The following is a 23,261-nucleotide window of genomic DNA, read 5'->3' on the forward strand; positions in this document are numbered from 1 at the left end:
GCTCACGGATGGCGGCCAGAAAGGGGGGGTAGACGGGTACCTGGGTCAGGACGCCCTGGCCGGGGGCGGTGAAGGCGGCCACTGCCGCATAAAGCCCCACCACCACCCCGGGCATGAAGGCTACCTCCCCGGAAAGGCCCGCCTTGTCCAGCAGGAGGGCCTTGAGCTCGGCATCCCCCTCCCGGGGCGGGTAGCCCAAAAAGCCCTCCGCCCGCTCGCGGATTGCCCGGCGCACGGGCTCGGCCACCGGGAAGTCCATGTCCGCCACCCAAAGGGGAAGCACGTCCTCCGGATAGGCGCTCCACTTCAGGGAATCCTGGCGGGGAGGAAGCTCCATGGGGCTATCTTACCGGTTCAGGTGTGGTCCTGCCTGAGCCTTAGGCCCAGGGCTTCCAGCTCCCCCACCAGGGCCCGCACCGCCCCCTTCACCCCCTCGGTGATGAGGGGGCTCCCGAAGCGGCTCACCCCCGCGTAGACCCCGTGGGCGCTTCGCCGCACCTCCAGGAGGAGGTCCTGGGTGAGGTCTTCCTCTTCCACGTGGGTGAGCACGTAAAAGCCCCCTTGGCCTCGAGCCACCTCCAAAAACACCGCCACACCTCCCCGGACCGCCACTGGCCCCTGGGGCAGGGCCAGGGTTTCCGGGAGGCTTCCTTCCAAAAGCGCATGGGCCACGGCGTACCTCCTAATGGGGGGCCAGGGTTCTTGGGCCTCGGCCACCTTGATGAAGGCCGCATGGTAGAAGGTGCGGCCCTCCTCCTTCCACTTCAGGGCGTACTTGGTGCCGAGATGGGCCTCCGGAGGGGGGCGCACCTCCACCCGGAAAAGCCCGGTGCGCTCCGCCTCCTCTTGGGCGAAGCGGAAGTAGGCCTCGTGGTCGGTGGTGAGCAGGAGTTCCCCCCCCGTCTTGAGCCGGGTGGAGAGCCTGCGGAAGAAGGCCTCCTTTAGAAGCCTGCGCTCCTGGTGCCGTTTTTTGGGCCAGGGGTCGGGGAAGTTCACGATGGCGGCCAGGAGGCTCCCGGGAGGCACCAGGTTGCGCAGGGCGAAGGGGCCCGTGCCGTGGTAGAGGCGCACGTTCCCAAGACCCTCCCGCCGCACCCTCTTGTAGGCCCTGAGGACGCTGGCCGCCGAGACCTCCGCCCCCAGGACGAGCCAGTCGGGGTGCTCCTTGGCGAGGGAGGCGGTGAAGCGCCCGTCCCCGAAGCCGATCTCCAGCACCAAAGGGCCTTCCCGCCCGAAGAGGTCCTGAAGCCTCGGGGGCCAGGCGGGAAGGAGGGCGGGGCGCACCAGCACGAGGAGGGATTATAGGCGATTTTCACACCCCTTGCACAGGGAAAGTCTAGGTTGCTCTTAGGAGGTAGGTATGGCCCTATTTGGCAGCCTGGATTCCATGCCCCTGGAGGAGATCCTTTCCCTCCTTTCCCAGAAGGAAGGGGCGCTGGAGCTTTGGAACCTGAAGGATATACCCCCCACCACCATCTACCTGAAGCCCGGGCGCATCCGCTCCCTGGACCAGCACGGCAAGCCCTTGCCCTCCCTCAAGGCCAAGGCGGTCTTCCAGGCCCTGCTCTTGGCCCGGCAGGGCAGCTTTGAGTTCATTCCCGGAGCCAAGCCCAAGCACAGGGAGCGCCTGAACTGGCCCACGGAGAAAGTCCTCCTTTCCCTGACCACCCTGCAAGACGAGCTCGAGGCCTACCGCTCCCTTTTGCCGTCCCCGGAGGCCCGCTTTCGCCTGGCGGGTAGCTCCCCCGCTGACCCTCGCTTCAAGGATTTCTTCCAGCTCGCTCTCCCCTACCTCAAGCGGGGGGCCTCGGCTCAGGAGATTTCCCGTGCCCTCTCCATCCCCCTAGACCAGGTGCGCCTTTACCTCTATAAGCTTCAGCACCTGGGGGCGGTGAAGCGGGCCGAGGCCGGGGGGAGGTCCAAGGATGCCGGCCTCCTTTCGGGGATTCGGGGGCTATGGAACCGCTGAAGCTGGTGGTGGCTGGCCCCATGGGTTCGGGGTAGAAAGCCATGCGCGTGCTGGTGGTAGACGACGACCCGGTCCAGCGCCTGCTCCTCATGCGGGCCCTGGCCCCCCTCGAGGTGGAGGTGTGGGAGGCCCGCAACGGGCAAGAGGCCCTGGACCTCTTAAAGGACGGGTTCCCCCAGGTGGTGCTTACGGACCTCCACATGCCGCTTGTGGACGGCTTGGAGCTCACCCGGAGGCTCAAGGCCCAGGATCCCTTGCTTCCCGTGATCCTCCTCACCGCGGACGGGGACCGGGAGGTGCGCCTAAGGGGCATTGAGGCGGGGGCCGACGACTTCCTCAACCGCCCCGTGGACCTCGCCGAGCTCCGCTTGCGGGTGAAGGGCCATCTGGAGCGGCGCCGGCTGCAGGAGAAGCTGGAGGACTTGGAGCGGACCCTCCTCGTCCTCATGCGGGCGGTGGAGGCCAAGGACGCCTACACCGCCGGCCATGGGGAGCGGGTGGCGGAGTACGCCCTCTGGACGGCGGAGGAGCTCGGGGCCGGGGAGGAAGAGCTGGCGGACCTCCGCCTTGGGGCCCTCCTGCACGACGTGGGCAAGATCGGCATCCCTGACCATATCCTCCGCGGGGACTACCCGCTTAGCGAGGCCGAGCGGCGCCTTATCCGGGCGCATCCCCTCAAGGGGGACGAGATCCTAAGGCCCCTCCGGGCCTACCCCCGCTTGCGCCCTTACGTGCGCTGGCACCACGAGAAGCTGGACGGCTCCGGCTACCCCGACGGCCTGAGCGAGGTCCCCCTTCTGGTGCAGGCGGTGAGCGCCGCGGACATCTACGATGCCCTCACCAGCGTGCGGACCTACCGCAAGCCCCTGAACCCCGAGGAGGCCTTGGCGGTGGTGGAGAAGGAGGCCAAGGAAGGCCGGCTTTCCCGTGAGGTGGTGCGGGCTTTCCGGAGCGGGCTTTTGCGCAACCGGGCTTTGCGTACCGGTTAAGGGCCCTTACCCCGGGAGGCCTCCCCTGGGGCCGGTGGCCACGCGCGGGGTCCCCGTGCTGGCGCAAGCCAGCAGGGGGCGGTACTAGAAGCCGTACTCCTCCCACCTCGCCTCCACCAGGGCCTTCACCTTGGGGTCCATGCGGATCCTCTCGGGCCAGACCCTCTGAAAGCCTTCCTCGGGGAGCTTCCTCGTGCCGTCCAGGACCAGGACCGGCCCCTCCACGCCCGGCATCACCCGGGCGTCCCGCTCGGGGTCTATGTTGTTGAGGACGTACCAGAGGAGTTCCTCAGGGCTTAGGGCCGTGTCCTCATCGGCGAGGAGGAGGAGGCGGATCCCGGCGCTTTGCGGGGCCCTTAGAAGCCTTCCCGCCACCTCCCAGGCCTGGTGGGGGCGTCCCTTCGCCAGGACCACGCCCCAGAGGCCCGGCCACTGCCTCTGGGCCCGGACCTCGGGGTCCTGGGGAAGCTCGGCATGGGCCTTGGGGGCGAAGGCCACCTCCCCCCCTTCCTCCGGGAGCTTCCTCGTGCCGTCTATGAGGAGCTTCCCCCCGAAGGCGAAGGCCCGGGCGCTGTGGTCCAGGACGTCCATGGGGCCCCTTAGGAGGAGGGTGTCCCGGCCGGGAAGGGCGTGCTTGAGGGCCTCCAGAAGGGCGGGAAGGCCAGGCTTTACGGGAACGTCCCCGTCCACCGCCACGATCACCTTGGCGAACATCATCTGCCCCAGGCCCAGCATCCCGTAGGCCACCTTGTAGGCGTGCCCCGGGTACGCCTTCCTGAGGCTCACGTTCACCCAGTTGTGGGCCACGCCCTCGGGGGGCATGTGGTAGTCCGCCACCTCGGGGAGGACGAGGCGGAGGGCGGGGAGAAAGAGCCTTTCCGTGGCCTCTATGAGGTAGGCGTCCTCCATGGGGGGGACCCCCACGAGGGTGGCGGGGTAGATGGCCTTGCGCCGGTGGGTGATGGCGGTCACGTGGAAGCGGGGGTAGAGGTCTATGGGGGTGTAAAACCCCGTGTGGTCCCCGAAGGGGCCCTCTTCCACCAGGGGCTCCTCGGGGTCTATGTAGCCCTCCAGGACCAACTCCGCCTCCGCCGGCACCGGCAGGTCCACCGTAACCCCTTTGGCGAGCTCCATGGGGGCCCCCCGGAGGAAGCCCGCCAGGTGGAACTCGCTTATCCCCGGCAAGGGAGGCAGGGGGGCGGTGGCGGCGTAGGTGAGGACGGGGTCTCCCCCTAGGGCCACGGCCACCTCCAGCCTTTTCCCCAGCCTCTTGGCCTTCTCCAGGTGGCGGCGGCCCACCTTGTGGAGCTGCCAGTGCATGGCGGTGCTCCTCGGGTCCAGCACCTGCATGCGGTACATGCCGAGGTTGAGCTCCCCGGTCTCCGGGTCCTTGGTGATGACGAGGGGCAGGGTGAGGAAGGGCCCCCCGTCCAGGGGCCAGCACTTGAGGACGGGAAGGCGGTTTAGGTCCACCTCCTCCCCCCGCCAGACCACCTCCTGCACCGGGGCCTTACGCACCCGCCTGGGGAAGAAGCCCCGGAGGAGGGGGAGCTTGGGGAGGAGCCCCAAAAGGGCGGAAAGCCCCCCCTTCCCCGGCTTTAGCTCCAGGAGGAGCTCCACCTTGCGGGCCAGCTCGTCCAGATCCTCCACCCCCAGGGCGAAGGCGGTGCGTTCCCGCGTGCCGAAAAGCCCGATGGCCACGGGGAAGTCCTTGCCCACCACCCGCTCGAAGAGGAGGGCGGGGCCTCCCGCCTTCACCACCCGGTCCGCGATCTCGGCGATCTCCAGCTCGGCGCTCACGGGGACCTTCACCCGGTGGAGCTCGCCCCGCCTTTCCAAGGCCTCGAGGTAGGCCCGAAGGTTCCTAAACACGCCTAAAGCTTACCCTTAGAGCTCCAGCACAAGGTGCTCCAGGCGGAAGTCCTTCGGGGTGCCGTGGACCAGGATGGCCTCGAGGCGCACCGGCAGGTCGTCCCGGCCCAGGAGGAAGCGGGCGCTTTGGAGAAGCCTTCTCACCTTCCCCGGGGTGATGGCCTCCAAGGGCGTGCCGAAGGCGTCCGTGCGCCTTTGCTTCACCTCCACCACCACGTAGACCCCGTCTTTTTCCAGGAAGAGGTCCACCTCCCCGAAGGGGGTGCGGCGGTTTCTCCCCAAAAGCCGGTAGCCCCGCCCCAGGAGGTGGCGGAGGGCGGCTTCCTCGGCCCAGGCGCCCCGCATTAGGGCGTCCACTCCCGGAAGAGCTCCCCGTCCAGGTAGAGGCGGAAGCGGGCCTCTCCCTGGGCCTGGTAGGTGCCCGAGAGCCTCAGGCCCTCCTCTCCCGGCCCCTCGTAGAGGACGTGCTCCCCCCGGGCGTCCAAGAGCACCAGCCGCACCTGGCGGCCCGCGGCTTCCGGCGGCAGGTCCAGGGTGAAGGCCACCGGGCGTGGCTCGGGCTCAGGGGGGGATGGCGGCAACAGCACCTCGCCCCGGACGGCCACCCGGAGGCGCACCCCGCCCCCTGGGGGCATGGGGGTTCCCGGGGCGGGCTCCTGGGCCAGGACCGTGCCCGGGGGGGCCCCGGAGGGCACCTCCTCCACCTGGGCCTGAAGCCCGGCGGCGTTCAGGAGGAAGAGGGCCTCCTGCCGGTCCAGGCCCGTGAGCTGGGGCAGGGGCACGGTGGGCCCCAGGGAGGCCCCCCGGGACACCAGAAGCCTCACCCCGCTCCCCGGGGCCAGGGGGGTGTTGGGGGGAGGGGCGGTGGCCAGCACCGTGCCCAGGGGCTCGGGGCTTTCCACCTGGGAGGTGGCCTCGAGGCGAAACCCGAGCTCGGCGAGCCTCCTTTCCGCCTCCTCCTGGCGCAGGCCCCGCAGGTCGGGCAGGGGGTTGAGCCGGGCCTGGTTCAGGACGAGGCGCACGCTCCGCCCCTCCCGGAGGCGGGTGCCGGGAGGGGGCTCCTGGTCCAGGACCACCTCCTTGGGCTTGGTGGGGTCGTTGCCCTCGGCCACCTCCAGGCGGAGCCCGGTGTCCTTGAGGAGCAGGAAGGCTTCCCGGGCGGTCTTGCCCACCAGCTCCGGCACCACGTACTCCGGGGGGTTGAAGTAGCGGTAAACCCCCAAGGCGAGGAGCCAGAGGCCGAGGAAGGCCAGGACCAGGCCCGGGGCCACCCCCAGGAGGAAGCCGGGCCTGGGGCGGGCGGGCCTTCCCTGGGGCACGGCCCGGCCCAGGGGCCAGGGGGAGAGGTAGGCCACCCCGCCCTCCTCGGCCACGGCCAGGTGCTCCCGGGCGAAGCCCAAGGGGGCCAGGGCCTCCAGGGCCGCCTGGGGCGGGGGCTTGCGGGAGAGGGGTTTTTCGGGGAAGAAGGCGTAGTAGCGCCCCGGCTTGGCGGAAACCTGGGCCTCCAGGAGGCCGAGCTCCATGAGGCGCTTCAGGGCCGCCCGGTAACGGTAAAAGCGCTCCCGCTCCTCGGGCGTGTGCACCTGGAAGAAGAAGACGAGCCCCCCTTCCACCCGGTAGAGGGTCACGCCCTCCCGCGCCTCGAGGGTCTCCAGCACCGGGTAGCGGTCGTCCAGAACCATGCGCCGCCGATTATACCCCGGGACCGCCCTTCGCTTTCCGGGTATCCCAGCCTATACTTTAGAAGGTATGTGGGACGTTCTCGTGGTGGGCGGTGGCCCAGCGGGCCTTTCCGCCGCCCTCTTCCTGGCCCGGGCGGGCCTCAAGGTCTTGGTCTTGGACGGGGGCCACGCCAAGATCGCCCAGGTGAGCCAGGTCCCCAACTACCCGGGGCTTCTGGACGAACCCTCGGGGGAGGAGCTTCTGCGGAGGATGCGGGAGCACGCCCGCCGCTACGGGGCGGAGATCCGGAGGGGCGTGGTGAAGGGGGTGCGGGACCTCGGGGGGGTCTTTGCGGTGGAGACGGAGGAAGGGGTGGAGGAGGCGGAAAGGCTTCTCCTCTGCACCCACAAGGACCCCACCCTGCCTTCCCTCCTGGGCCTCGCCCGCAAGGGTACCCACGTGGACACCGACGAGGGCGGGCGCACCAGCTACCCCCGGGTCTACGCCGCCGGGGTGGCCCGGGGCAAGGTGCCGGGTCACGCCATCGTGAGCGCGGGGGATGGGGCCTACGTGGCCGTGCACCTCATCTCCGACCTGAGGGGCGAGCCCTACAAGGACCACGCTAAGTAGGCTTTCGTACCCTCTTTCCTGGTCCTTTTACCGGGGCCCCCAGGCTGGCCTGGGCCAGCAGGGGGTGGCTCATACGGGCCGGCCCGCCATCATGAAGCTGGCGGTCATCCCCCCGTCCACGGGGAGGATGGCCCCGGTGATGAAGCTGGCCCTCTCCGAGGCCAAGAAGAGCACGGCCTCCGCCACCTCCTCGGGCTGGCCCAGCCGCCTTAGGGCGTGGAGGTCTTCCCAGTCCCGGCGGGTCTTCTCCGGATCCTCGGAGAGGAGGATGGCCTCCAGGACCGCCTCCGTGGCGATGGCCCCGGGGGCCACCGCGTTCACCCGGATGCGCAGGGGGGCGAGGTCCAGGGCCAGGGAGCGGGTGAGGTTGACGAGCCCCCCCTTGGAGGCGTTGTAGGCGGCGTTTTCCTGCTCGGCGAAAAGCCCCTGCACGCTGGCCACGTTGACGATGGCCCCGCCCCCGGCCCGCGCCATCTCCCGGGCGGCCAGGGCGGAAAGGTGCATGGGGGCGGTGAGGTTCACCTCCAGGACCCTTCGCCACTCGGAGAGCTTTACCGTGAGGGCCGATCCGGGGGCGGAAAGGGCGGCGTTGTTGACCAGCACGTCCACCCGCCCCAAGGCCCGGGCGGCCTCCTCCACGAAGCGCACCCGGCCCCGCTCCTCGGCCAGGTCCGCCTGGACGAAAAAGCCCCCCACCTCCTCCGCCACCTCCCGCCCCTCGGGCCTTAGGTCGCAAAGGCCCAGCAAAGCCCCTTCCCGGGCAAAGGCCCGGGCGATGGCCCGGCCGATGCCCCGGGCCGCCCCCGTCACCAGGACCCCCTTCCCCTCAAAAAGCCCCATGCCCTTAGCTTATAAGCCCCGGGTCCAAGGCCTCCGCCACCCGCTCCTTGGGGAGGGCCCCCTGGACCACCTCCTTGCCCCCGCCCTTGGCCCCCAGGGCCCTGAGCTTTTCCAGGGCCCTTTCCCTGCCGGGGCCCAGGAGGGCGAAGCGCCCCTCGGGGGAAAGCAGGAGGAAGGTTCTCTCGCCCCAGGCCAGGAGCCTCTTGGCCAGATCCCCCAGGACGGGCCCGGGGACGAGGAGCACCCCTTCCGCCAAGGCCCGGGGCAGGAGGGCCTCCACCAGGGCCTCCTTGAGCCTCAGGTTCTCCCCCTTTAGGGCGTAGGCCTCCTCTTGGAGTTTCCCCACGGGCTTCTCCAGGTCCAGGGGGTTGGTGGAAAAGGCCAGGGCCAGGCGGGCGAGGAGGGCGTGCTTGGCGTGGTAGTCCTCCAGGGCCTCCCAGCCCGCCGTAAACGAGACCCGGCTCCCTCCCTTGTACCGCTCCCACTTGAGGACCTTGATGGGCCCGGCCTGGGCGCTGGTCCTCAGGTGGGTTCCCCCGCAGGCCGCCAGGTCAAAGTCCCCGATCCTCACCAGGCGCACCTTCCCCCGCACCTTGGGGGGGCGGCGGAGGGGGTAGCGGGAAAGCTCCTCCTCGGAGACGAAGAAGGCCTCCACCGGGTGGTCGGCGTACACGGCGAAGTTGGCCAGGGCCTCGGCCTGGCGGAGCTTCTCCTCCTCCACTTCCTCCCTCAGGTCCACGGTGCACACGGGCCCATCCAGGCTCACGGCCACCGTGTGGTAGCCCCCGGCCCTGAGGAGGGCCTGGGAGAGGAGGTGCTGGGCGGTGTGGCGCTGCATGTGGCGGAAGCGCCTCGGCCAGTCAATCTCCCCCTCCACCTCCACCCCCTCGGGGATGGGAGCGGAAAGCACGTGGACCACGTCCCCAAAGGCCTTCTCCTCCTCGTAGGCGTGAAGCACCCGCACCTCACCGAAAGGCCCCCGGAGGACCCCGGTGTCCGCGGGCTGCCCCCCGGACTCGGGGTAGAAGAGGGTTTGGGAGAGCACCGCGTGGTGCCCCTTTTCGTCCGTCCAGGCCCGTTCCACCCGGGCCTGGAAGCGGGTGGCGTAGCTGTCCAGCTGGTAAAGCCTCATGCCCTTTAGGATAAGAAGGGTGGCGCCCTTGGACCGGGAGGAGTTCGCCAGGTGGGTGCGGGAAGCCTTGGGGGAGGCCCGGGGGCTCACCCCCGAGGAGTTCGCCCGGCTGAAGGCCAAAGGCGCCCTCTGGTGGCTGGAGGGGGCCTTGGAGCTATGAAAGGGGAAAGGCTGGATAGGCTCCTCGCCCGGCTGGGCCTCGGAAGCCGCAAGGAGGTGGCCCGGCTGGTGCGCCGAGGGGGGGTGCGGGTCCTGGGCCAGGTGGTGCGGGACCCCGGCTTCCACGTGCCGGAAGGGGCCTCCCTGGAGGTGGAGGGAAGGCCCCTGGAGGTGCGCCGCCACCTCCACGTCCTCCTGCACAAGCCGCGGGGCTTCGTGACGAGCCGGATCGAGGGGCCTTCCGTCTACGCCCTCCTCCAGGGCTTCCCCACCCGGGACCTCTCCCCGGTGGGCCGCCTGGACAAGGACGCCGAGGGGCTTTTGCTCTTCACCACGGACGGCCTCCTCCTCCACCGCCTCACCCACCCCCGGCACAAGGTGGAAAAGCGCTACCTGGTGCGCCTGGAAAGGCCCGTGGAGCCTAGGGATCAGGAGGCCTTCCTGGAGGGCCTAATCCTAGACGGCAAGAGGACCCTCCCCGCCGAGCTACACCCCTTGGAAGACCCCACCTGGGCCGAGGTGGTGCTTAAGGAGGGGCGCTTCCACCAGGTGAAGCGCATGTTCCAGGCCCGGGGGAACCGGGTCCTCTACCTCAAGCGCCTGGCCCTGGGCCCCCTGGGGCTCGGCGACCTCCCCCTGGGGGAGGCCCGCCCCCTCACGGAGGCGGAGGAAGGGGCCCTCTACCGGGCGGTGGGGCTTCGCCCCTAAGTGCCATGCCCTGGCGCAGGCCAGAGCAGGAGCCCCAAAAGCCCTACCCCCGGCACCCCTTGTGAAGGCGCAACCCCTTGAGGGCCTTGGCCAGGCCATTCCATGTTGCAAACGCAAGGTGTAGGGGCTCGGGGTTTTTCACACCCCTTTGACTCAAGCCGTGGTACCCTCGCCCCATGAAACGGCTAAGCCTCGCCCTCCTCCTGGGCCTTTCCCTGGCGCAAGGCGGCCCTCCGGCCCTGGAGGCGCTCCTTGTGCTTCAGGAGGAGGTCATAGAGGAGGGGGAACTCCGCACCTACACCGGGGTCCAGCGCTACCCCGTGGCCTCGGAAGGGGAACTCAAGGCCCTCCTCAAGAAGCTCGCCCGCGAACCCCGTCCCCCCCGGTTTGTCTTCCAAGAGGGGAAATGGCGGGGGGTGGAGAAGAAGGGCCTGGCCTTTGAGGAGAAGGAGGCCCTCGCCGCCTACCGGGAGGCCCGGGCGCAGGGGAAGAAGAGCTTCCGCCTCCCCGTGCGCTACCTCCCCCCAAGCCCGAGCCTGCGGGAGCTCCACGCCCTGGGGGTGCGGGAACACCTGGCCACGGGGGAGACGGACTTTAGGGGCTCGAGCCCCGAACGGAGGCACAACCTCCTCCTGGCCTCGGCCAAGCTGGACGGCCTCCTCATCCCCCCGGGGCCCTTTTCCTTCAACGAGGCCCTGGGGCCCGTGACCGAGGAGGAGGGGTACAAGGAGGCCTTCGTCATCGTGGGGGACCGCACGGAGCAGGGGGTGGGGGGCGGGGTCTGCCAGGTCTCCACCACCTTGTTCCGGGCCTTCTTCTTCGCCGGGCTTCCCCTCCTGGAGCGCCACGCCCACAGCTACCAGGTGGCCTACTACAAGCCCCCGGGGCTGGACGCGGCGGTGTTCCAGCCCTACAAGGACCTGAAGGTCCTGAACGACACCCCAGGGCACCTCCTGGTCCAGCGCTCCGTGGTGGGCACCAGGCTCCGCTTCCATCTCTTCGGCACCAAGGACCGGGAGGTGCGCTGGGAAAGCCCCTTCGTCTCCGAGCGCAAGCCGCCCCTGCCCCCCAGGGAGATCCCGGACCCCTCCTTGCCCCCGGGGACGCGCAAGCAGGTGGACTTCGCCGCCGAGGGGGCCAAGGTGTTGGTGCGGCGCACCGTGCGCTACCGGGACGGGCAGGTGCGGGAGGACCAAGTGGTGAGCGTCTACCGCCCCTGGGGGGCGGTCTATTTGGTGGGGCCTAAGCCGGAAGCTCCAGGAGCACCGCCCGCTCCACGGGAAGGAGGCGGTGGGGCTCCTTCACCCAGGCCCCTTCCCCCCGCCGCAGGTGAAGGTACCGCCCCTCCGGCAGGTCAATGACCAGCTCCCCTTCCAAAAGGAGGTAAAAGGCCCCTTGGGCGCGCTCCTCCCCCGCCCTCAGGGTGTAGGCCCTAAGGGGGAGGCCCGGCACCTCCACCCGGCCTTCCCGGGCCAGGCGCAGGAGGTGGAGCTTAAAGCTTTCCATCAGGCCCGGGCCACCTCCTTCTTGGCCCGGCCCTTCCTCATGCGGAGCTTGAAGAGGGCCCGCTTGGCGAGCCTGGCCTCCTCCTCGGAAAGGGGCTGGCCTTGGGCCAAGGCCTCCACCGCCTTCCTCTCGGCCTCGGGTAGCCCGGGGAGGAAGGCCTTGAGTTCGTTCCAGTCCCGGGGCGGGGCGGGGGGCTTGGCGGCCGAGGGGCTTCCCCCCCGGGAGGGCTTCCCCTTGGGCTTGGCCCTTGCGGGAACCAGCTTGGGGTCGTGGGCCGGGCAGGCGGGGTTCATGCAGGCGGCCTTCTCCCCCCGCTGGACCAGGGGCCAGCCGCAGGAGGGGCAGGTTTCCTCAAGAAGGGGGTAGAAGGAGAGGAAGTCGCAGGCCTTGTTTTCGCACTTGTAGTAGGGCTTGCCCCGCTTGCTCCGCTTTTCCAGGACCTGGCTTCCGCACTTGGGGCAGGCGTGGCCCGTGGGCTGGCCGTCGTCCCGGGTGTAGCCGCACTCCGGATAGCCGGTGCAGGCGATGAAGCTCCCGTAGCGGCCCTCCTTGCGCACCAGGGGCCTGCCGCACCGGGGGCAGGCCTCCCCGATGGGTTCGGCCTCCTTCCGCTCCAGGGGCTCGGTGTAGGTGCACTCGGGGTAGCCCGTGCACCCCAGGAACTGGCCGAAACGGCTCACCTTCAGCTCCAGGGGGCGGCCGCACCGGGGGCAGCTCTTCTTGGGCACCTGGGCCAGCTCGGCCAGGAAGGGCTCGTAGAACTCCCAGACCACCTTGGGCCAGGGGGTCTTGCCCTCCTCCACCTGGTCCAGGTGGTCCTCCATGCGGGCGGTGAACTCGTAGGCCACCACCCGGGGAAAGCGCTCCTTGAGGTAGTGCACCACCTGGCGGCCCAGGGGGGTGGGGAGAAGGGTGCGCCCCTTGCGCTCCACGTAGCCCCGCTTTTCCAGGGTCTCCAGGGTGGGGGCGTAGGTGGAAGGGCGGCCGATGCCCAGCTCCTCCATGGTCCTCACCAGGCTGGCGTCGGTGTAGCGGGGCGGGGGTTCGGTGGCGCGGGCCTCGAGGCGCACCTCCAGGAGCCGGGCCGAAGCCCCTTCGGGCACGGCGGGCACCGGGGGGCCCTCCTCCTCTTCCGCGCCCGCTTGGCCCTCGGGCAAGGGGGCCTCCAAGGGTTCGCCTGACGGCGAGGCCGCCTGCCCCCAGGCCTTCAGGTAGCCCTCAAACTTCAGGACCGAGCCCGAGGCCCGGAAGGTGTACCGCCCTCCTTCCAGGAGCACGGCGGTCCCCTCGTAGAGGGCGTCTTTCATCTGGCTCGCCAGGAAGCGGCGCCAGATGAGGTCGTAAAGGCGGTACTCCTCCTCGGAGAGGTAAGGGCGCACGTCCTTGGGCGTGCGCCTGGGGTCGGTGGGGCGGATGGCCTCGTGGGCGTCCTGCACCCCCCCCTTCCGGTTCCGGTAGACCCGCGCCTCCTCGGGCAGGTACGCGGGGCCGAAGGCCTTCCCGATCACCTCCCGGGCCAGGGCCAAAGCCTCCGGGGAGACCCGCACCGAGTCCGTGCGCATGTAGGTGATGAGGCCCACGGTGCCCTCGGGGAGGTCCACCCCCTCGTAGAGGCGCTGGGCGATGCGCATGGTGCGGCTCGCCGTGTAGCCCAGGCGGCTGGAGGCGGCCTGCTGCAGGGTGGAGGTGGTGAAGGGGGGCGGGGGGGACTTGCGGCGCTCCTTCACCTCCACCCGGGCCACCCGGTAGGCCGCCCGCGCTGCCTCCTCCGCCAGGGCCTTGGCCTCCGCCTCGGTCTTGAGGTGGAGCCTGCCCTCCTTTTCCCCTTGGCCGGTCCAGAGGCGCTGGCCCGCCACCTCGTGGAGCCGGGCGGGGAAGGTGGCGCCTTCGATGTGTTCTCCTGACGGAGAAGCAGCCACCTGGAAAAGCCCCTCCAAGACCCAGTAGCCCTCGGGGCGGAAGGCCTGAAGCTCCTCCTCCCGCTCCACCACGAGCCTCAAGGCCACGCTCTGCACGCGGCCCGCGGAGAGGGCCCGCTTGCGGAACTCCAGGGAGAGGAGGGGGGAGAGGTTGTAGCCCAAGAGGCGGTCCAGGACCCTGCGGGCCTGCTGGGCGTCCACCAGGTTCTGGTCTATGGGCCTGGGCCTTCCCACCGCCTCCCGCACCACCTTGGGGGTGATCTCGTGGAACTCCACCCGGAGAGGCTCCTTGGGGTCGCGCCCCAGGAGCCGGGCCACGTGCCAGCCGATGGCCTCCCCTTCCCGGTCGGGGTCGGTGGCGATGAGGAGGCGCCTGCCCCGGGCGGCCCGCTTCAGCTCCTCCACCACCGCCTTCTTGTCCTTCTTCACCTCGTAGGTGGGGGCGAAGTCCCGGTCCACGTCCACGCCCAATTCCCGCTCGGGGAGGTCGGCCACGTGGCCCCGGCTCGCCCGCACCTCGTAGCCGGGGCCCAGCATCTTCTGGATGCTCTTGGCCTTGGCCGGGGACTCCACCACCACCAGGGTGGCGGCCCTTTCGGCCTCCGGCTTGGCCCGGGGGACGGCCTGGCGTGCTCCCTTGGTCGGCATCGCCCCCTATTTAGGAGCGCAAGGGCGGCCTTGTCAAGTCCGCGGCTCGTCCTGGGCCTTGAGGTGGGCCCCGGGGAAGCTTCGGGGAAGGAGCTTCCTCTCCCAGGCGGCCTGCAATAGCTCCTCCCGGAAGTCGGGGTGGGCCACCCCGATCAGGGCCAGGGCCCGCTCCCTCAGGGAGCGGCCGAAGAGTTCGGCGATGCCCCACTCCGTGACCACGTAGTGCACGTCGGCCCGGGTGGTGACCACCCCCGCCCCCGGCTTGAGGAAGGGGACGATGCGGCTCTGCCCCTTGGCGGTGGAGGGCAGGGCGATGATGGGCTTTCCCCCCTCGCTCCGCGCCGCCCCCCGGATGAAGTCCAGCTGGCCGCCGAAGCCGGAGTAGATGCGTGTGCCGATGGAGTCCGCGACCACCTGGCCCGTGAGGTCCACCTCAATGGCGGAGTTGATGGCCACCATCTTGCGGTTTTGGGCCACCACGAAGGGATCGTTCACGTAGTCGGTGGGGTGAAGCTCAAAGAGGGGGTTGTCGTGGACGAAGCGGTAGAGCCTTTCCGAGCCCAGGACGAAGGTGCCCACCACCTTCCCCGGGTGGAGGGACTTCCTGGCCCCGGTGATGAGGCCCTTTTCAAAGGCCTCGAGGACCCCATCGGAGATCATCTCCGTGTGCACCCCGAGGTCCTTGCGGCCTTCCAGGCTCGCCAAGACCGCATCCGGGATGGCCCCGATGCCCATCTGCAGGGTGGCCCCGTCCTCAATGAGGCTCGCCACGTGCTCCCCGATCCTCCGCTCCACCTCCCCAAACCCCTCCCGCTTAAGCTCGGGCAGGGGCCAGTCCATCTCCACGATGGCGGTGAAGCGGGAGACGTGGACGAAGGTGTCCCCCAGGGTTCTGGGCATCCTGGGGTTCACCATGGCGATGACGATGGGGGCGGCCTCGAGGGCGGCCTTGGTGGCGATGACCTCCACCCCCAAGGAGCAGAAGCCGTGCTCGTCGGGGGGAGAGACCTGGACCAGGGCGGCGTCCAGGGGGAGGACGCGCCGCTTGAAGAGCCAGGGCACCTGGTGGAGCATGATGGGCACGTAGTCGGCCCGGCCCTGGTTCACCGCCTCCCGGTCCGTGGGGCCCACGAAGAGGGAGCGCCTTCTAAAGCGGCCCTCCATCTCCGGGGCGGCGAAGGGGTCTTCCCCCATCTGCAGGAGGTGGACGAGCTCCACGTTCTCCAGCTCCTCCCAGCGGGCGGCCAGGGCCTTGAGGAGGGGCGTGGGGGTGGCGGCGTTCCCGGAGACGAAGACCCGCATGCCCGACCGGATGAGGCTTACCGCGTCCTCGGGGGAGGTGAGCTTCTTGCGGTAGCTCATTCTAGGTGGCCTCCTTTCTGGCCCAGGAGGAGGTAGGCCCCCTGGCGGAGTTCGGGAAGGGCCAGGGGGTCGTCCTCCACCTGGAGCAGGAAGGGGAGAAGGGTGGCGGTGAGGGCGTGGCTCGCGGTGCGGGGGACGAGGGCGGGGACGTTGGGGAGGCAGAAGTGGGTGATGCCCAGCTCCTGGTAGACCCCAGGGCGGCTCGTCTCCGCAATCCCCCCCTGGTCTATGGCGAAGTCCAGGAGGACGCTCCCGGGCCGCATGCGCCGCAAGAGGTCCCGGGTGAGGAGGAGGGGGGCCCGCTCCCCAGGGACGGCCACCGCCCCCACCAGCACGTCGGCGAAGGCCACATACCGCTCCAGGCGGCTTTGGGTGATGAGGGCGGTCACCGCCCCCTTGGCCTCCCTGGCCGCCTCCTCCAGGGGGGGAAGGTGCTTGTCCAGCAGGTAGACCGAGGCCCCCGCCCCGAGGAAAGCCCTCCCCGCCGCCCGGCCCAGGACCCCGGCCCCCAGGATGACCACGTCCGCGGGGGGGATGCCGGGGAGGCCGGAGAGGAGCACCCCGGGGCCCAGGGGGGCCTCGAGGAGCCGGCCCGCGATCTGGGGGGCAAGCCGCCCCGCGATCTCGCTCATGGCCTTGAGGACGGGCCGCTTGCCCTCGGCCCCCATCAGCTCGTAGCCGATGGCGGTGAGGCCCTTTTCCGCCATGGCCTCCACGAGCCCCGATTCCGCCACCGCCAGGTGCAAGAAGGCCATGACCGTGGCCCCGGGGCGCAGGAGGGCGATTTCCTCCAGGGTGGGCCTCCCCACCTTCAGCACCACCTCCCCCCGGCCGAAGGCCTCCTCCTGGCTCACCAGCCGGGCCCCGGCCTCCTCGTAAAGGACATCGGAGAAGCCCGCCCGCTCCCCCGCTCCCCGCTCCACGTACACCCGGTGGCCCCGCTGGGTGAGTTCCCGCACCCCCTGGGGGGTGAGGGCCACCCTTCCTTCCCAGACCTCTTCCCCAAAGGGGGGAAGGGTTTTCAGGCGCGCCCGCTCTTTGGGTAGGCCGAAGTCCATACCGCCTCCTCGTCCCTGAGCTTACGCCCTGGGCCGGTGGCGGATGTCCCTCGTCCTTCTCACCCTTCTCCCGCCTAGACTCTTCCCGTGGAGGCCTTGGCCGACTGGCTCTTCGTGGTCCTCTGGGGGGTGGGCGTCCTCCTCACCTTCGTGCCCTTCGTCCCCACCACCTTGCTGATCCTCCTGGCCGCCTTCCTGCACGAGCTCTTGCTGGGCTTCCGGGAGCTTTCCCTGGGGACCTGGCTCGCCCTGGGGGTTCTGGCCCTCCTGGCCATGGCCGTGGACAACCTGGCCGCCCTCCTCGGGGCCAGGCGGTACGGGGCGGGCCGGGCGGGCCTGTGGGGGGCCTTCCTGGGGGGGCTCCTGGGCCTCTTCCTGGGGTTTTGGGGGGTCTTGGTCCTCCCCTTCCTCCTGGCCTGGCTTCTGGAGTACCTCTCCGGCCGCGGGCCCCTCGAGGCCCTCCGGGCCGCCTGGGGCACCCTGGTGGGCCTCATGGGGGGCGTGGTGGCCAAGGCCCTCCTCCACCTGGCCATGGGGCTCCTGGTGATCCGGGCCATCTTCTGAGGGCCTGGGGTATGCTTTCTCCCGTGAGCCTGGTCTTCGTCACCCGGGAAGGGTGTGGCCTCTGCGAAAGGGCCGAGCGGGCCCTCTGGGCCCTGGGCGTGCCCTACGTGCGGCGGGACGTGGACCAAGACCCCGGGCTTCTCCGGCTTTACGCCTTCCGGGTGCCGGTGCTCCTCCTGGGGGAACGGGTGCTCCTGGAAGGGGGCTTTGGGGAAGCGGAGCTTGCGGCCCTGGGGGCCGCCCTTTGGGGAGGGAAGAGATGAACCCCACCATGATTCAGATCGGTCCCCTGCGCATCCAGTGGTACGGCTTCCTCCTCACCTTGGCCATCTTCATCGGCTTTGAGCTGGCCAAGCGCCGGCTTAGGGCCTGGGGCTTGGATGCGGAGAAGTTTGAGACCGTGGCCTTCTGGGCCGTGGTCTTCGGCGTGGTGGGGGCGCGGCTTGGCTACGTCCTCACCTCGCCCGGCTATTTCCTGGAAAACCCCGTGGAGGTTTTCTACGTTTGGCACGGGGGGCTTTCCTTCCACGGGGCCATCCTGGGGGGGGCCTTGGTCTTCCTCTACTACCACCGCCGGAAGGGCTACCCCCTTTGGCCTTACCTGGACGCCGCCACCCCTGGGGTGGCCCTGGGGATCATCGCGGGCCGGATCGGCAACCTCATGAACGGCTCCGACACCGCGGGCCGCCTCACCTCCTTGCCCCTCGGCTTCACCTGGCCGGAGTGGGCCAAGGGGTTTCCCGGAGTCTGCCCGGGCATTGACGACATCTCCCAGGTCTACCGGTGCCAGGAGCTCCTTCGCGGCCCCGTGCACCTTACCCAGGTCTACGGGGCCCTGGTGGGCCTCATCCTCCTGCCCCTTGCCTACTACTGGCTCAGGAAGCGGCCCTTTTACGGCTACGCCTTCTGGAACTTCCTCCTTTGGTACAGCGTCTTGCGCTCGGTTTTGGAAGAGCCCTTCCGCCTGAACCCCTTGTGGCTTCCCGTGTACCGCAACGACGAGCTGGGCATCGGCCTCTTCACCGCCACCCAGGTGGTGAGCCTGCCCCTTGTGCTTCTCTCCCTCTACATGTTGCGCCGGTTGGGCCGGGGACGTCTTACCGGGGGTAAGATGGAGGCGTGAGCCGAACCCGCCTTTCCTCCAAGGGGCAGGTGGTGTTGCCCAAGGCCGTTCGGGAGGCTTTGGGGTTGAAACCGGGGGACGAGCTCTGGGTGGAGGTGGAAGGGGATAGCCTCCGGCTGAGGCCTCTGAGGGGGCGTCCTAGCCTGGCCGAGGTGTTGGACCGGCTGTCAGGCCACCCGCCTCAGATTACCTTTGGGAACGCGCAAGCCCTCCTGAAGGCCGAGGAAGAGGAGGCTAGAGCGGCGTGGAGGCGTTGATAGCCGATACCAACGTCCTCCTGCGCCTGTTGACGAAAGGGCCGGAATCCCTTTACCGGGCGGTGCGGGCTTGGATTCTTCGGGCGGAGGCCGAGGGGAGGATTCTGGAGGTGCACGCAGTACACGTGGCGGAGGCCCTTTACGTTCTGGAGGGTCGGATCTACGGGGTCCCACGAGCCCAAGCGGCGCAGGAACTGGGTCTCCTCCTCTCCACCCAGCCCTTTCGGGTGCGGGAGGAGGGGGTACTGCGGCCTTAGAGGTTTACCCTGCATCCGGACTGGACTTTCCCGATGTTCTCCTGCTGGCCCTGGCCGGGGGGGAAGGGAAAGGGGTGTTGACCCTAGACCGAGGCCTTCTGGGGCGAGGCGTTCAGGTGGAACTTCCCGAGGTAGGATAGCCCTATGCACGCCCACGTGATCCTGGCCGCCGGGCAGGGGACCCGGATGAGGTCCCGCCTGCCCAAGGTCCTGCATCCCCTTTTGGGCAAGCCCATGCTCCTTTACGCCGTGGAGGCGGCCTTGGCCCTAAGGCCGGAAAGGCTTCTGGTGGTGGTGGGCCACGGGGGCCAGGAGGTGGCGGGGGTCCTGGAGGGCTACCCCGTGGAGGTGGTCTGGCAAAGGGAGCAGCTGGGGACCGCCCACGCCCTCTTGCAGGCGGAAGACCTCCTCCGGGGCTTTTCCGGCCCCGTCCTCGTGACCCAGGGCGACACCCCCCTCCTTTCCCCCAAGACCCTAAAGGCCCTCCTGGAGCGGGTGGAGGGGGGTGCCGGCATGGCCCTCCTCACCGTGGAACTGGAGGACCCCACGGGCTACGGCCGTATCCTCCGCGAGGGGGACGCGGTCCTCGCCAACGTGGAGGAGAAGGACGCCCCTCCCGAGGTGAAGGCCATCCGGGAGGTGAACGCCGGGGCCTACGCCTTTGACGGCTTCCTCTTCCAGGCCCTAAGGGAGGTGAGAAACGAAAACGCCGCCCGGGAGTACTACCTCCCCGACCTCATCGCCATCTACCGGGCCCACGGGAAGAAGGTGGTGGCGGTGCGGGGCGTGGCGGAGGAGGCCTTGGGGGTGAACACCCGGGAGGAGCTCGCCCGGGTGGAGGGGGTGCTCCTTGGGGCCCTGCGCCGGGAGTGGATGCGGCGGGGGGTGCGGATGGTCCTGCCGGAGAGCGTCTACCTGGAGCCCACCGTGGAGCTTGCCCCCGACGTGACCCTGTGGCCCGGGGTGGTCCTAAAGGGGAGGACCCGGGTTGGGGAGGGGGCAGAGGTGGGGCCTTACGCGGTGCTGGAGGACACCGTGCTGGAGCCCGGGGCCAGGGTTCTGGCCCACACCGTGGCCCAGGGGGCCTACCTCTACCCGGGGGCTTCCGCCGGGCCCTTCGCCAGGCTCCGCCCGGGGGCGGTCCTTAAGGAGGAGGTCCACGTGGGGAACTTCGTGGAGGTGAAGAATAGCCTCCTCCACAAGGGGGTGAAGGCGGGGCACCTCGCCTACCTGGGGGACGCGGAGGTGGGGGCGGAGACCAACATCGGGGCCGGGGTCATCACCGCCAACTACGACGGCAAGCGGAAGCACAAGACCCTGATCGGCCAGGGGGCCTTCATCGGTTCCAACGCGGTCCTGGTGGCCCCGGTCCGGGTGGGGGACCATGCCCTCGTGGGGGCGGGGAGCGTGATCACCCACGAGGTGCCGGCGGAGGCCCTGGCCGTGGCCCGGGGAAGGCAGCGCAACATCGAAGGCTACGCCCGCCGCAAGCGGGATGGGGGCTAAGGGTTCACCCTCCCTTCCGCGGGGTGCTAAACTGGGGGGTATGAACCTGGGCATGCCGGAAATCCTGGTGATCCTGGTGGTGGCCCTCCTCATCTTTGGCCCCAAGAAGCTCCCGGAGCTTGGGCGCTCCCTGGGCCAGAGCATCCGCGAGTTCAAGCGGGGAGCGCAGGAGATCCGCGAGGAGCTGGAGAAGAGCGTGGAGGTCAAGGAGGAGCCCAAGCCTAGGGGGGCCGAGGCCGCGAAGGAGGAGGTCAAGGCGGAAGGCCCTGCGGGAAAGGCCCTCGAGGCCGAGGAGCGTAAGGCTTGAAGGAAGCCCCCCTGGTAGAACACCTGGAGGAGCTCCGCGCCCGCATCCTCTGGGCCCTCCTGGCCTGGGTGGTGGGCACGGGGGTGGCCTGGACCTTTAGGGTCCAGCTCCTGGAGTGGCTTAGGCGGCCCCTGGACCTGGCGGCCAAGCAGAACGGCATCCAGGTGAACCTCATCGTCCTGGACATCACCGAGCCTTTCCTGGTGTCCCTGAAGGTGGCGGCCTTCGGCGGGCTCGTTCTGGCCCTTCCCTTCATCGTCTACCAGGTCTGGGCCTTCATCGCCCCCGGGCTCTACGAGCACGAGAAGCGCCTGGCGGTGCCCTTCCTCCTGGGGGCGGGCTTCAGCTTCGCCTTGGGGGCGCTTTTCGCCTATTACGGCTTCCTGCCCTTCGCCATCCCCTTCCTCCTGGGCTTCTTGGGGGACGTGATCACCCCCCAGATCTCCATCGGGCGCTACATGGGCCAGGTGCTCATGATGATGGGCGTCATGGGCCTGGTCTTCGAGATGCCGGTGGTGAGCTACCTCCTGGCCCGCCTGGGCCTCGTCTCCTCCGGCTTTTTGGCCCGCAACTGGCGCATCGCCGTGGTCCTCCTCCTCACCCTGGCCGCGGTCATCACCCCCACGGTGGACGTGGTCTCCCTCGCCATCGTCACCGGTCCCCTCCTCGTGCTCTACTGGATCTCCGTCCTGGTGGCCCGCCTGGCGGAAAGGCAGCGGCCCCGGGAAGAGGCGGCTTGACACCCTAAGGGGCTTTGCCCCATAGAATAGCCCATGGACGCCCGCATTCTGGCCCTGCGCAAAGAGGTGGACCGGGTGAACCGGGAGATCTTGCGCCTCCTCTCGGAGAGGGGCCGCCTGGTGCAGGAGATCGGCCGCATCCAGACGGAGCTCGGCCTGCCCCACTACGACCCCAAGCGGGAGGAGGAGATGCTGGCCTACCTCACCGCGGAAAACCCCGGCCCCTTTCCCAACGAAACCATCAGGAAGCTCTTCAAGGAGATCTTCCAGGCGAGCCTGGACCTGGAGGAGCGCCAGGACCAGAAGAAGTTCCTCTACTCCAGAAAACACAAGCCCGAGCCCACAAGGGTGCGGGTGAGGGACGTGGTCTTCGGGGAAAAACCCCTCCTCATCGCCGGGCCCTGCTCCATTGAGAGCGAGGAGCAGATGATGGAGACCGCCCGCTTCCTGGCTAGGCAAGGGGTGAGGGTCCTGAGGGGTGGGGCCTTCAAGCCCAGGACGAGCCCCTACGGCTTCCAGGGCCTGGGGGTGGAGGGGCTCAAGCTTGGCCGCAAGGCGGCGGACGCCTTCGGCATGGTCTTCGTCACCGAGGTCATGGACACCCGGGACGTGGAGGTGGTGGCGGAGTACGCGGACATCCTCCAGGTGGGGGCCCGGAACATGCAGAACTTCGCCCTTCTCAAGGAGGTGGGGAAGGCGGGGCGCCCCGTCCTCCTCAAGCGGGGGCTCGCCGCCACCATGGAGGAGTGGTTCTACGCCGCGGAGTACATCCTGGCCCAGGGGAACGAGGCGGTGATCCTGGCGGAAAGGGGCATCCGCACCTTTGAGCGCTGGACCCGGAACACCCTGGACCTCTCCGCCGTGGCCCTGGCCAAGCAGGAGACCCACCTGCCCGTGATCGTGGACGTGACCCACGCCGCCGGGCGCACAGACCTCCTGGCCCCCTTGGCCCGGGCGGCCCTGGCGGTGGGGGCGGACGGGGTGCACGTGGAGGTCCATCCCAACCCCAAGGTGGCCCGCTCCGACAACCAGCAGCAGATGGACTTCGCCCAGTTCGCGCGCTTCCTGGAGGCCATAAGGGACCTCCTCCCCGAGGGCTGATGGGCTTTTTGGATAACCTCCTGAACGCCTTCCTCAAGGCCACGGACCCGAGGCCCCGCTACACCGAGGCCCGCTGCCTCCTCTACAAGAACAGCGTGGGGGGGTGCGACCGGTGCTACCAGGCCTGCCCCAAGGGGGCGGTGCGCCTCGAGGGGTGGCGGGTGGAGCTGGACGAGGTCTTGTGCACGGGGTGCGGCCTCTGCACCGGGGTATGCCCGGGCATCGCCCTGGAGTACCCCTTAGGGGGGATCCAGGAGGCCCTCATCCGGGGTAAGGGGAAGCTTAGGTGCTCCAAGGCGGAGGGGAAGGGGGAGGAGGTCCTGTGCCTGGGCCGCCTCACCCCGGGGCTATTGGCCGAGGCGGGTAGCCGCTTCGGCAAGGTGGTCCTCGCCCGAGGGGCGTGCGCCACCTGCAAGGTGGGCGGCCCCCAGGTTCCCGAACACCTGGAGCGGATGGCGGAGGAAGCGAGGCGCTACTTCCCCGTGGAGGTGGAGGTGGTGGAGGGAGAACTCCCGGGGGAGAAGGTGGGGCGCAGAGAACTCTTCCAGGCCCTCATGGGAAGCGCTAAGCGCACCGCCGCCGACCTCGTCCCCGAGCTTCCCCTGCCCCAAGAGGCGGAGGAGGGGAAGGATCTGCCCCCCGAGCTTCGCCTGAGGCGCCAGGCGGCCCGGCGCGCCCCGGGGGTGCGCTGGCCCAAGGTGCGGGTGGAGGAGGGGTGCACCCTGTGCCCGGTCTGCACCAACGTCTGCCCCACGGGGGCGGTCTACCGGGTGCGGGAGGGGGAGGAGTACGTCCTCTATCTCAAGGTGGAGGCCTGCACGGGGTGCGGGGCCTGCGTGGAGAGCTGCCCGCCCCAGGTGATGGCCCTGGAGGAGGCCCCCAAGGAGGAGGTGGGCAAGGAGCTGGAGCTTTTCCGGGGCAAGCCCCCCTGGTACGACCTGTAGAATGGCCC

At 69.5% G+C, this 23,261-nt stretch carries 27 protein-coding genes; 16 read left to right on the forward strand and 11 right to left on the reverse strand.

Translation table 11 applies throughout. The features are described 5' to 3' along the window. Both ACYQ0J_RS08920 and trmB read right to left on the reverse strand, forming a co-directional pair. Window positions 1-337: aminotransferase class I/II-fold pyridoxal phosphate-dependent enzyme (locus tag ACYQ0J_RS08920; protein ID WP_460171813.1), on the reverse strand; the 337-nt coding region annotated here is incomplete at its 3' end. A 17-nt stretch (window positions 338-354) separates the two neighbouring features. Then, window positions 355-1,290, reverse strand: a complete 936-nt coding sequence (trmB, locus tag ACYQ0J_RS08925) for a tRNA (guanosine(46)-N7)-methyltransferase TrmB (RefSeq protein WP_460171814.1) — start codon at window positions 1,288-1,290, stop codon at window positions 355-357. Between the two features lie 70 nt (window positions 1,291-1,360). Here trmB and ACYQ0J_RS08930 point away from each other — a divergent pair, with 70 nt between their 5' ends. Then, on the forward strand, window positions 1,361-1,969 hold the full coding sequence (locus ACYQ0J_RS08930; RefSeq protein WP_460171815.1) for a DUF4388 domain-containing protein: 609 nt from the start codon (window positions 1,361-1,363) through the stop codon (window positions 1,967-1,969). Between the two features lie 41 nt (window positions 1,970-2,010). Next, entirely contained in the window at window positions 2,011-2,958 is a 948-nt protein-coding gene (locus ACYQ0J_RS08935) for an HD-GYP domain-containing protein (protein WP_460171816.1), read from the forward strand. An 84-nt stretch (window positions 2,959-3,042) separates the two neighbouring features. On the opposite strand, the gene ACYQ0J_RS08940 is transcribed toward ACYQ0J_RS08935, so the two are convergent. Genes ACYQ0J_RS08940 through ACYQ0J_RS08950 form a run of 3 tightly spaced genes read right to left on the reverse strand, consistent with a single transcriptional unit; the run spans window position 3,043 to window position 6,512 of the window. After that, window positions 3,043-4,830, reverse strand: a complete 1,788-nt coding sequence (locus ACYQ0J_RS08940) for a menaquinone biosynthesis decarboxylase (protein ID WP_460171817.1) — start codon at window positions 4,828-4,830, stop codon at window positions 3,043-3,045. A gap of 15 nt (window positions 4,831-4,845) precedes the next feature. Then, complete coding sequence (locus ACYQ0J_RS08945) at window positions 4,846-5,175, reverse strand: YraN family protein (RefSeq protein ID WP_460171818.1); 330 nt, start codon at window positions 5,173-5,175, stop codon at window positions 4,846-4,848. Next, window positions 5,175-6,512, reverse strand: coding sequence for a PASTA domain-containing protein (locus ACYQ0J_RS08950; protein ID WP_460171819.1), 1,338 nt, complete (start codon window positions 6,510-6,512; stop codon window positions 5,175-5,177). The genes ACYQ0J_RS08945 and ACYQ0J_RS08950 overlap by 1 nt, the downstream gene beginning before the upstream one ends. Before the next feature lie 67 nt (window positions 6,513-6,579). Here ACYQ0J_RS08950 and ACYQ0J_RS08955 point away from each other — a divergent pair, with 67 nt between their 5' ends. Beyond that, entirely contained in the window at window positions 6,580-7,122 is a 543-nt protein-coding gene (locus tag ACYQ0J_RS08955) for an FAD-dependent oxidoreductase (RefSeq protein WP_460171820.1), read from the forward strand. Window positions 7,123-7,191: 69 nt separating this feature from the next. Here ACYQ0J_RS08955 and ACYQ0J_RS08960 read toward each other — a convergent pair whose 3' ends face one another. Beyond that, entirely contained in the window at window positions 7,192-7,962 is a 771-nt protein-coding gene (locus ACYQ0J_RS08960) for an SDR family NAD(P)-dependent oxidoreductase (RefSeq protein ID WP_460171821.1), read from the reverse strand. Window positions 7,963-7,966: 4 nt separating this feature from the next. Next, on the reverse strand, window positions 7,967-9,094 hold the full coding sequence (locus ACYQ0J_RS08965; RefSeq protein WP_460171822.1) for an alanyl-tRNA editing protein: 1,128 nt from the start codon (window positions 9,092-9,094) through the stop codon (window positions 7,967-7,969). 19 nt (window positions 9,095-9,113) lie between these two features. Here ACYQ0J_RS08965 and ACYQ0J_RS08970 point away from each other — a divergent pair, with 19 nt between their 5' ends. The 3 genes from ACYQ0J_RS08970 (at window position 9,114) to ACYQ0J_RS08980 (ending at window position 11,322) form a co-directional block, all read left to right on the forward strand. Continuing rightward, the gene (locus ACYQ0J_RS08970) at window positions 9,114-9,254 is read left to right on the forward strand and encodes a hypothetical protein (RefSeq protein ID WP_176758142.1); all 141 of its coding nucleotides are present in this window, start codon (window positions 9,114-9,116) and stop codon (window positions 9,252-9,254) included. Next, window positions 9,251-9,961 (forward strand): pseudouridine synthase, encoded by a 711-nt coding sequence (locus tag ACYQ0J_RS08975; RefSeq protein ID WP_460171823.1) that lies wholly within the window; start codon window positions 9,251-9,253, stop codon window positions 9,959-9,961. The genes ACYQ0J_RS08970 and ACYQ0J_RS08975 overlap by 4 nt, the downstream gene beginning before the upstream one ends. Before the next feature lie 176 nt (window positions 9,962-10,137). Next, window positions 10,138-11,322 (forward strand): VanW family protein, encoded by a 1,185-nt coding sequence (locus tag ACYQ0J_RS08980; protein WP_460171824.1) that lies wholly within the window; start codon window positions 10,138-10,140, stop codon window positions 11,320-11,322. On the opposite strand, the gene ACYQ0J_RS08985 is transcribed toward ACYQ0J_RS08980, so the two are convergent. From ACYQ0J_RS08985 to ACYQ0J_RS09000, 4 genes are read right to left on the reverse strand one after another with little or no spacing between them, the layout of a single operon-like run. Continuing rightward, entirely contained in the window at window positions 11,204-11,467 is a 264-nt protein-coding gene (locus tag ACYQ0J_RS08985; protein ID WP_143004337.1) for a hypothetical protein, read from the reverse strand. The two genes, ACYQ0J_RS08980 and ACYQ0J_RS08985, sit on opposite strands and share 119 nt — an antisense overlap. Beyond that, window positions 11,467-14,034, reverse strand: a complete 2,568-nt coding sequence (gene topA / locus ACYQ0J_RS08990) for a type I DNA topoisomerase (RefSeq protein WP_460171825.1) — start codon at window positions 14,032-14,034, stop codon at window positions 11,467-11,469. Before topA ends, ACYQ0J_RS08985 begins: the two co-directional genes overlap by 1 nt. 33 nt (window positions 14,035-14,067) lie before the next feature. Further along, entirely contained in the window at window positions 14,068-15,396 is a 1,329-nt protein-coding gene (locus tag ACYQ0J_RS08995) for an acetyl-CoA hydrolase/transferase family protein (protein WP_460171826.1), read from the reverse strand. Further along, window positions 15,393-16,454 carry a Rossmann-fold NAD(P)-binding domain-containing protein gene (locus tag ACYQ0J_RS09000; RefSeq protein WP_460171827.1) on the reverse strand — a complete coding sequence of 354 codons (1,062 nt, stop codon included), beginning with the start codon at window positions 16,452-16,454 and terminating at the stop codon, window positions 15,393-15,395. The genes ACYQ0J_RS08995 and ACYQ0J_RS09000 overlap by 4 nt, the downstream gene beginning before the upstream one ends. An 87-nt stretch (window positions 16,455-16,541) precedes the next feature. Here ACYQ0J_RS09000 and ACYQ0J_RS09005 point away from each other — a divergent pair, with 87 nt between their 5' ends. From ACYQ0J_RS09005 to ACYQ0J_RS09050, 10 genes are all read left to right on the forward strand, one after another. Next, the gene (locus ACYQ0J_RS09005) at window positions 16,542-17,018 is read left to right on the forward strand and encodes a DUF456 domain-containing protein (protein WP_460171828.1); all 477 of its coding nucleotides are present in this window, start codon (window positions 16,542-16,544) and stop codon (window positions 17,016-17,018) included. A gap of 11 nt (window positions 17,019-17,029) precedes the next feature. Next, window positions 17,030-17,281 (forward strand): glutaredoxin family protein, encoded by a 252-nt coding sequence (locus tag ACYQ0J_RS09010; RefSeq protein WP_460171829.1) that lies wholly within the window; start codon window positions 17,030-17,032, stop codon window positions 17,279-17,281. Window positions 17,282-17,289: 8 nt separating this feature from the next. After that, the gene (gene lgt, locus ACYQ0J_RS09015) at window positions 17,290-18,141 is read left to right on the forward strand and encodes a prolipoprotein diacylglyceryl transferase (protein WP_460171830.1); all 852 of its coding nucleotides are present in this window, start codon (window positions 17,290-17,292) and stop codon (window positions 18,139-18,141) included. Further along, entirely contained in the window at window positions 18,138-18,398 is a 261-nt protein-coding gene (locus ACYQ0J_RS09020; RefSeq protein ID WP_460171831.1) for an AbrB/MazE/SpoVT family DNA-binding domain-containing protein, read from the forward strand. The genes lgt and ACYQ0J_RS09020 overlap by 4 nt, the downstream gene beginning before the upstream one ends. After that, complete coding sequence (locus ACYQ0J_RS09025) at window positions 18,386-18,655, forward strand: hypothetical protein (protein WP_460171832.1); 270 nt, start codon at window positions 18,386-18,388, stop codon at window positions 18,653-18,655. Before ACYQ0J_RS09020 ends, ACYQ0J_RS09025 begins: the two co-directional genes overlap by 13 nt. 144 nt (window positions 18,656-18,799) lie before the next feature. Then, window positions 18,800-20,161: a bifunctional UDP-N-acetylglucosamine diphosphorylase/glucosamine-1-phosphate N-acetyltransferase GlmU gene (gene glmU / locus ACYQ0J_RS09030; protein ID WP_353300184.1), complete on the forward strand. Its 1,362-nt coding sequence runs from the start codon at window positions 18,800-18,802 to the stop codon at window positions 20,159-20,161. A 40-nt stretch (window positions 20,162-20,201) separates the two neighbouring features. Next, window positions 20,202-20,468 carry a TatA/E family twin arginine-targeting protein translocase gene (locus ACYQ0J_RS09035; protein ID WP_353300183.1) on the forward strand — a complete coding sequence of 89 codons (267 nt, stop codon included), beginning with the start codon at window positions 20,202-20,204 and terminating at the stop codon, window positions 20,466-20,468. Further along, a complete protein-coding gene (gene tatC / locus ACYQ0J_RS09040) occupies window positions 20,465-21,208 on the forward strand; it encodes a twin-arginine translocase subunit TatC (RefSeq protein ID WP_460171833.1) in 744 nt (247 codons plus the stop codon). Before ACYQ0J_RS09035 ends, tatC begins: the two co-directional genes overlap by 4 nt. A gap of 33 nt (window positions 21,209-21,241) precedes the next feature. Then, window positions 21,242-22,309, forward strand: a complete 1,068-nt coding sequence (locus ACYQ0J_RS09045) for a bifunctional 3-deoxy-7-phosphoheptulonate synthase/chorismate mutase (protein WP_460171834.1) — start codon at window positions 21,242-21,244, stop codon at window positions 22,307-22,309. Then, on the forward strand, window positions 22,309-23,253 hold the full coding sequence (locus tag ACYQ0J_RS09050; protein WP_353300180.1) for a 4Fe-4S dicluster domain-containing protein: 945 nt from the start codon (window positions 22,309-22,311) through the stop codon (window positions 23,251-23,253). Before ACYQ0J_RS09045 ends, ACYQ0J_RS09050 begins: the two co-directional genes overlap by 1 nt. Window positions 23,254-23,261 lie beyond the last annotated feature (8 nt).

This window comes from Thermus sp. FJN-A, assembly GCF_054655095.1.

Coding starts and splice junctions, on each gene's coding strand:
- ACYQ0J_RS08955 (WP_460171820.1), top strand. CDS start 6,580: ATGTGGGACGTTCTCGTGGTGGGCGGTGGCCCAGCGGGCCTTTCCGCC.
- ACYQ0J_RS08945 (WP_460171818.1), bottom strand. CDS start 5,175: ATGCGGGGCGCCTGGGCCGAGGAAGCCGCCCTCCGCCACCTCCTGGGG.
- ACYQ0J_RS08930 (WP_460171815.1), top strand. CDS start 1,361: ATGGCCCTATTTGGCAGCCTGGATTCCATGCCCCTGGAGGAGATCCTT.
- lgt (WP_460171830.1), top strand. CDS start 17,290: ATGATTCAGATCGGTCCCCTGCGCATCCAGTGGTACGGCTTCCTCCTC.
- ACYQ0J_RS08985 (WP_143004337.1), bottom strand. CDS start 11,467: ATGGAAAGCTTTAAGCTCCACCTCCTGCGCCTGGCCCGGGAAGGCCGG.
- topA (WP_460171825.1), bottom strand. CDS start 14,034: ATGCCGACCAAGGGAGCACGCCAGGCCGTCCCCCGGGCCAAGCCGGAG.
- glmU (WP_353300184.1), top strand. CDS start 18,800: ATGCACGCCCACGTGATCCTGGCCGCCGGGCAGGGGACCCGGATGAGG.
- ACYQ0J_RS09045 (WP_460171834.1), top strand. CDS start 21,242: ATGGACGCCCGCATTCTGGCCCTGCGCAAAGAGGTGGACCGGGTGAAC.
- ACYQ0J_RS08935 (WP_460171816.1), top strand. CDS start 2,011: ATGCGCGTGCTGGTGGTAGACGACGACCCGGTCCAGCGCCTGCTCCTC.
- ACYQ0J_RS08950 (WP_460171819.1), bottom strand. CDS start 6,512: ATGGTTCTGGACGACCGCTACCCGGTGCTGGAGACCCTCGAGGCGCGG.
- ACYQ0J_RS08975 (WP_460171823.1), top strand. CDS start 9,251: ATGAAAGGGGAAAGGCTGGATAGGCTCCTCGCCCGGCTGGGCCTCGGA.
- ACYQ0J_RS08965 (WP_460171822.1), bottom strand. CDS start 9,094: ATGAGGCTTTACCAGCTGGACAGCTACGCCACCCGCTTCCAGGCCCGG.
- ACYQ0J_RS09035 (WP_353300183.1), top strand. CDS start 20,202: ATGAACCTGGGCATGCCGGAAATCCTGGTGATCCTGGTGGTGGCCCTC.
- ACYQ0J_RS09000 (WP_460171827.1), bottom strand. CDS start 16,454: ATGGACTTCGGCCTACCCAAAGAGCGGGCGCGCCTGAAAACCCTTCCC.
- ACYQ0J_RS08980 (WP_460171824.1), top strand. CDS start 10,138: ATGAAACGGCTAAGCCTCGCCCTCCTCCTGGGCCTTTCCCTGGCGCAA.
- ACYQ0J_RS08960 (WP_460171821.1), bottom strand. CDS start 7,962: ATGGGGCTTTTTGAGGGGAAGGGGGTCCTGGTGACGGGGGCGGCCCGG.
- ACYQ0J_RS09010 (WP_460171829.1), top strand. CDS start 17,030: ATGCTTTCTCCCGTGAGCCTGGTCTTCGTCACCCGGGAAGGGTGTGGC.
- ACYQ0J_RS08995 (WP_460171826.1), bottom strand. CDS start 15,396: ATGAGCTACCGCAAGAAGCTCACCTCCCCCGAGGACGCGGTAAGCCTC.
- ACYQ0J_RS09050 (WP_353300180.1), top strand. CDS start 22,309: ATGGGCTTTTTGGATAACCTCCTGAACGCCTTCCTCAAGGCCACGGAC.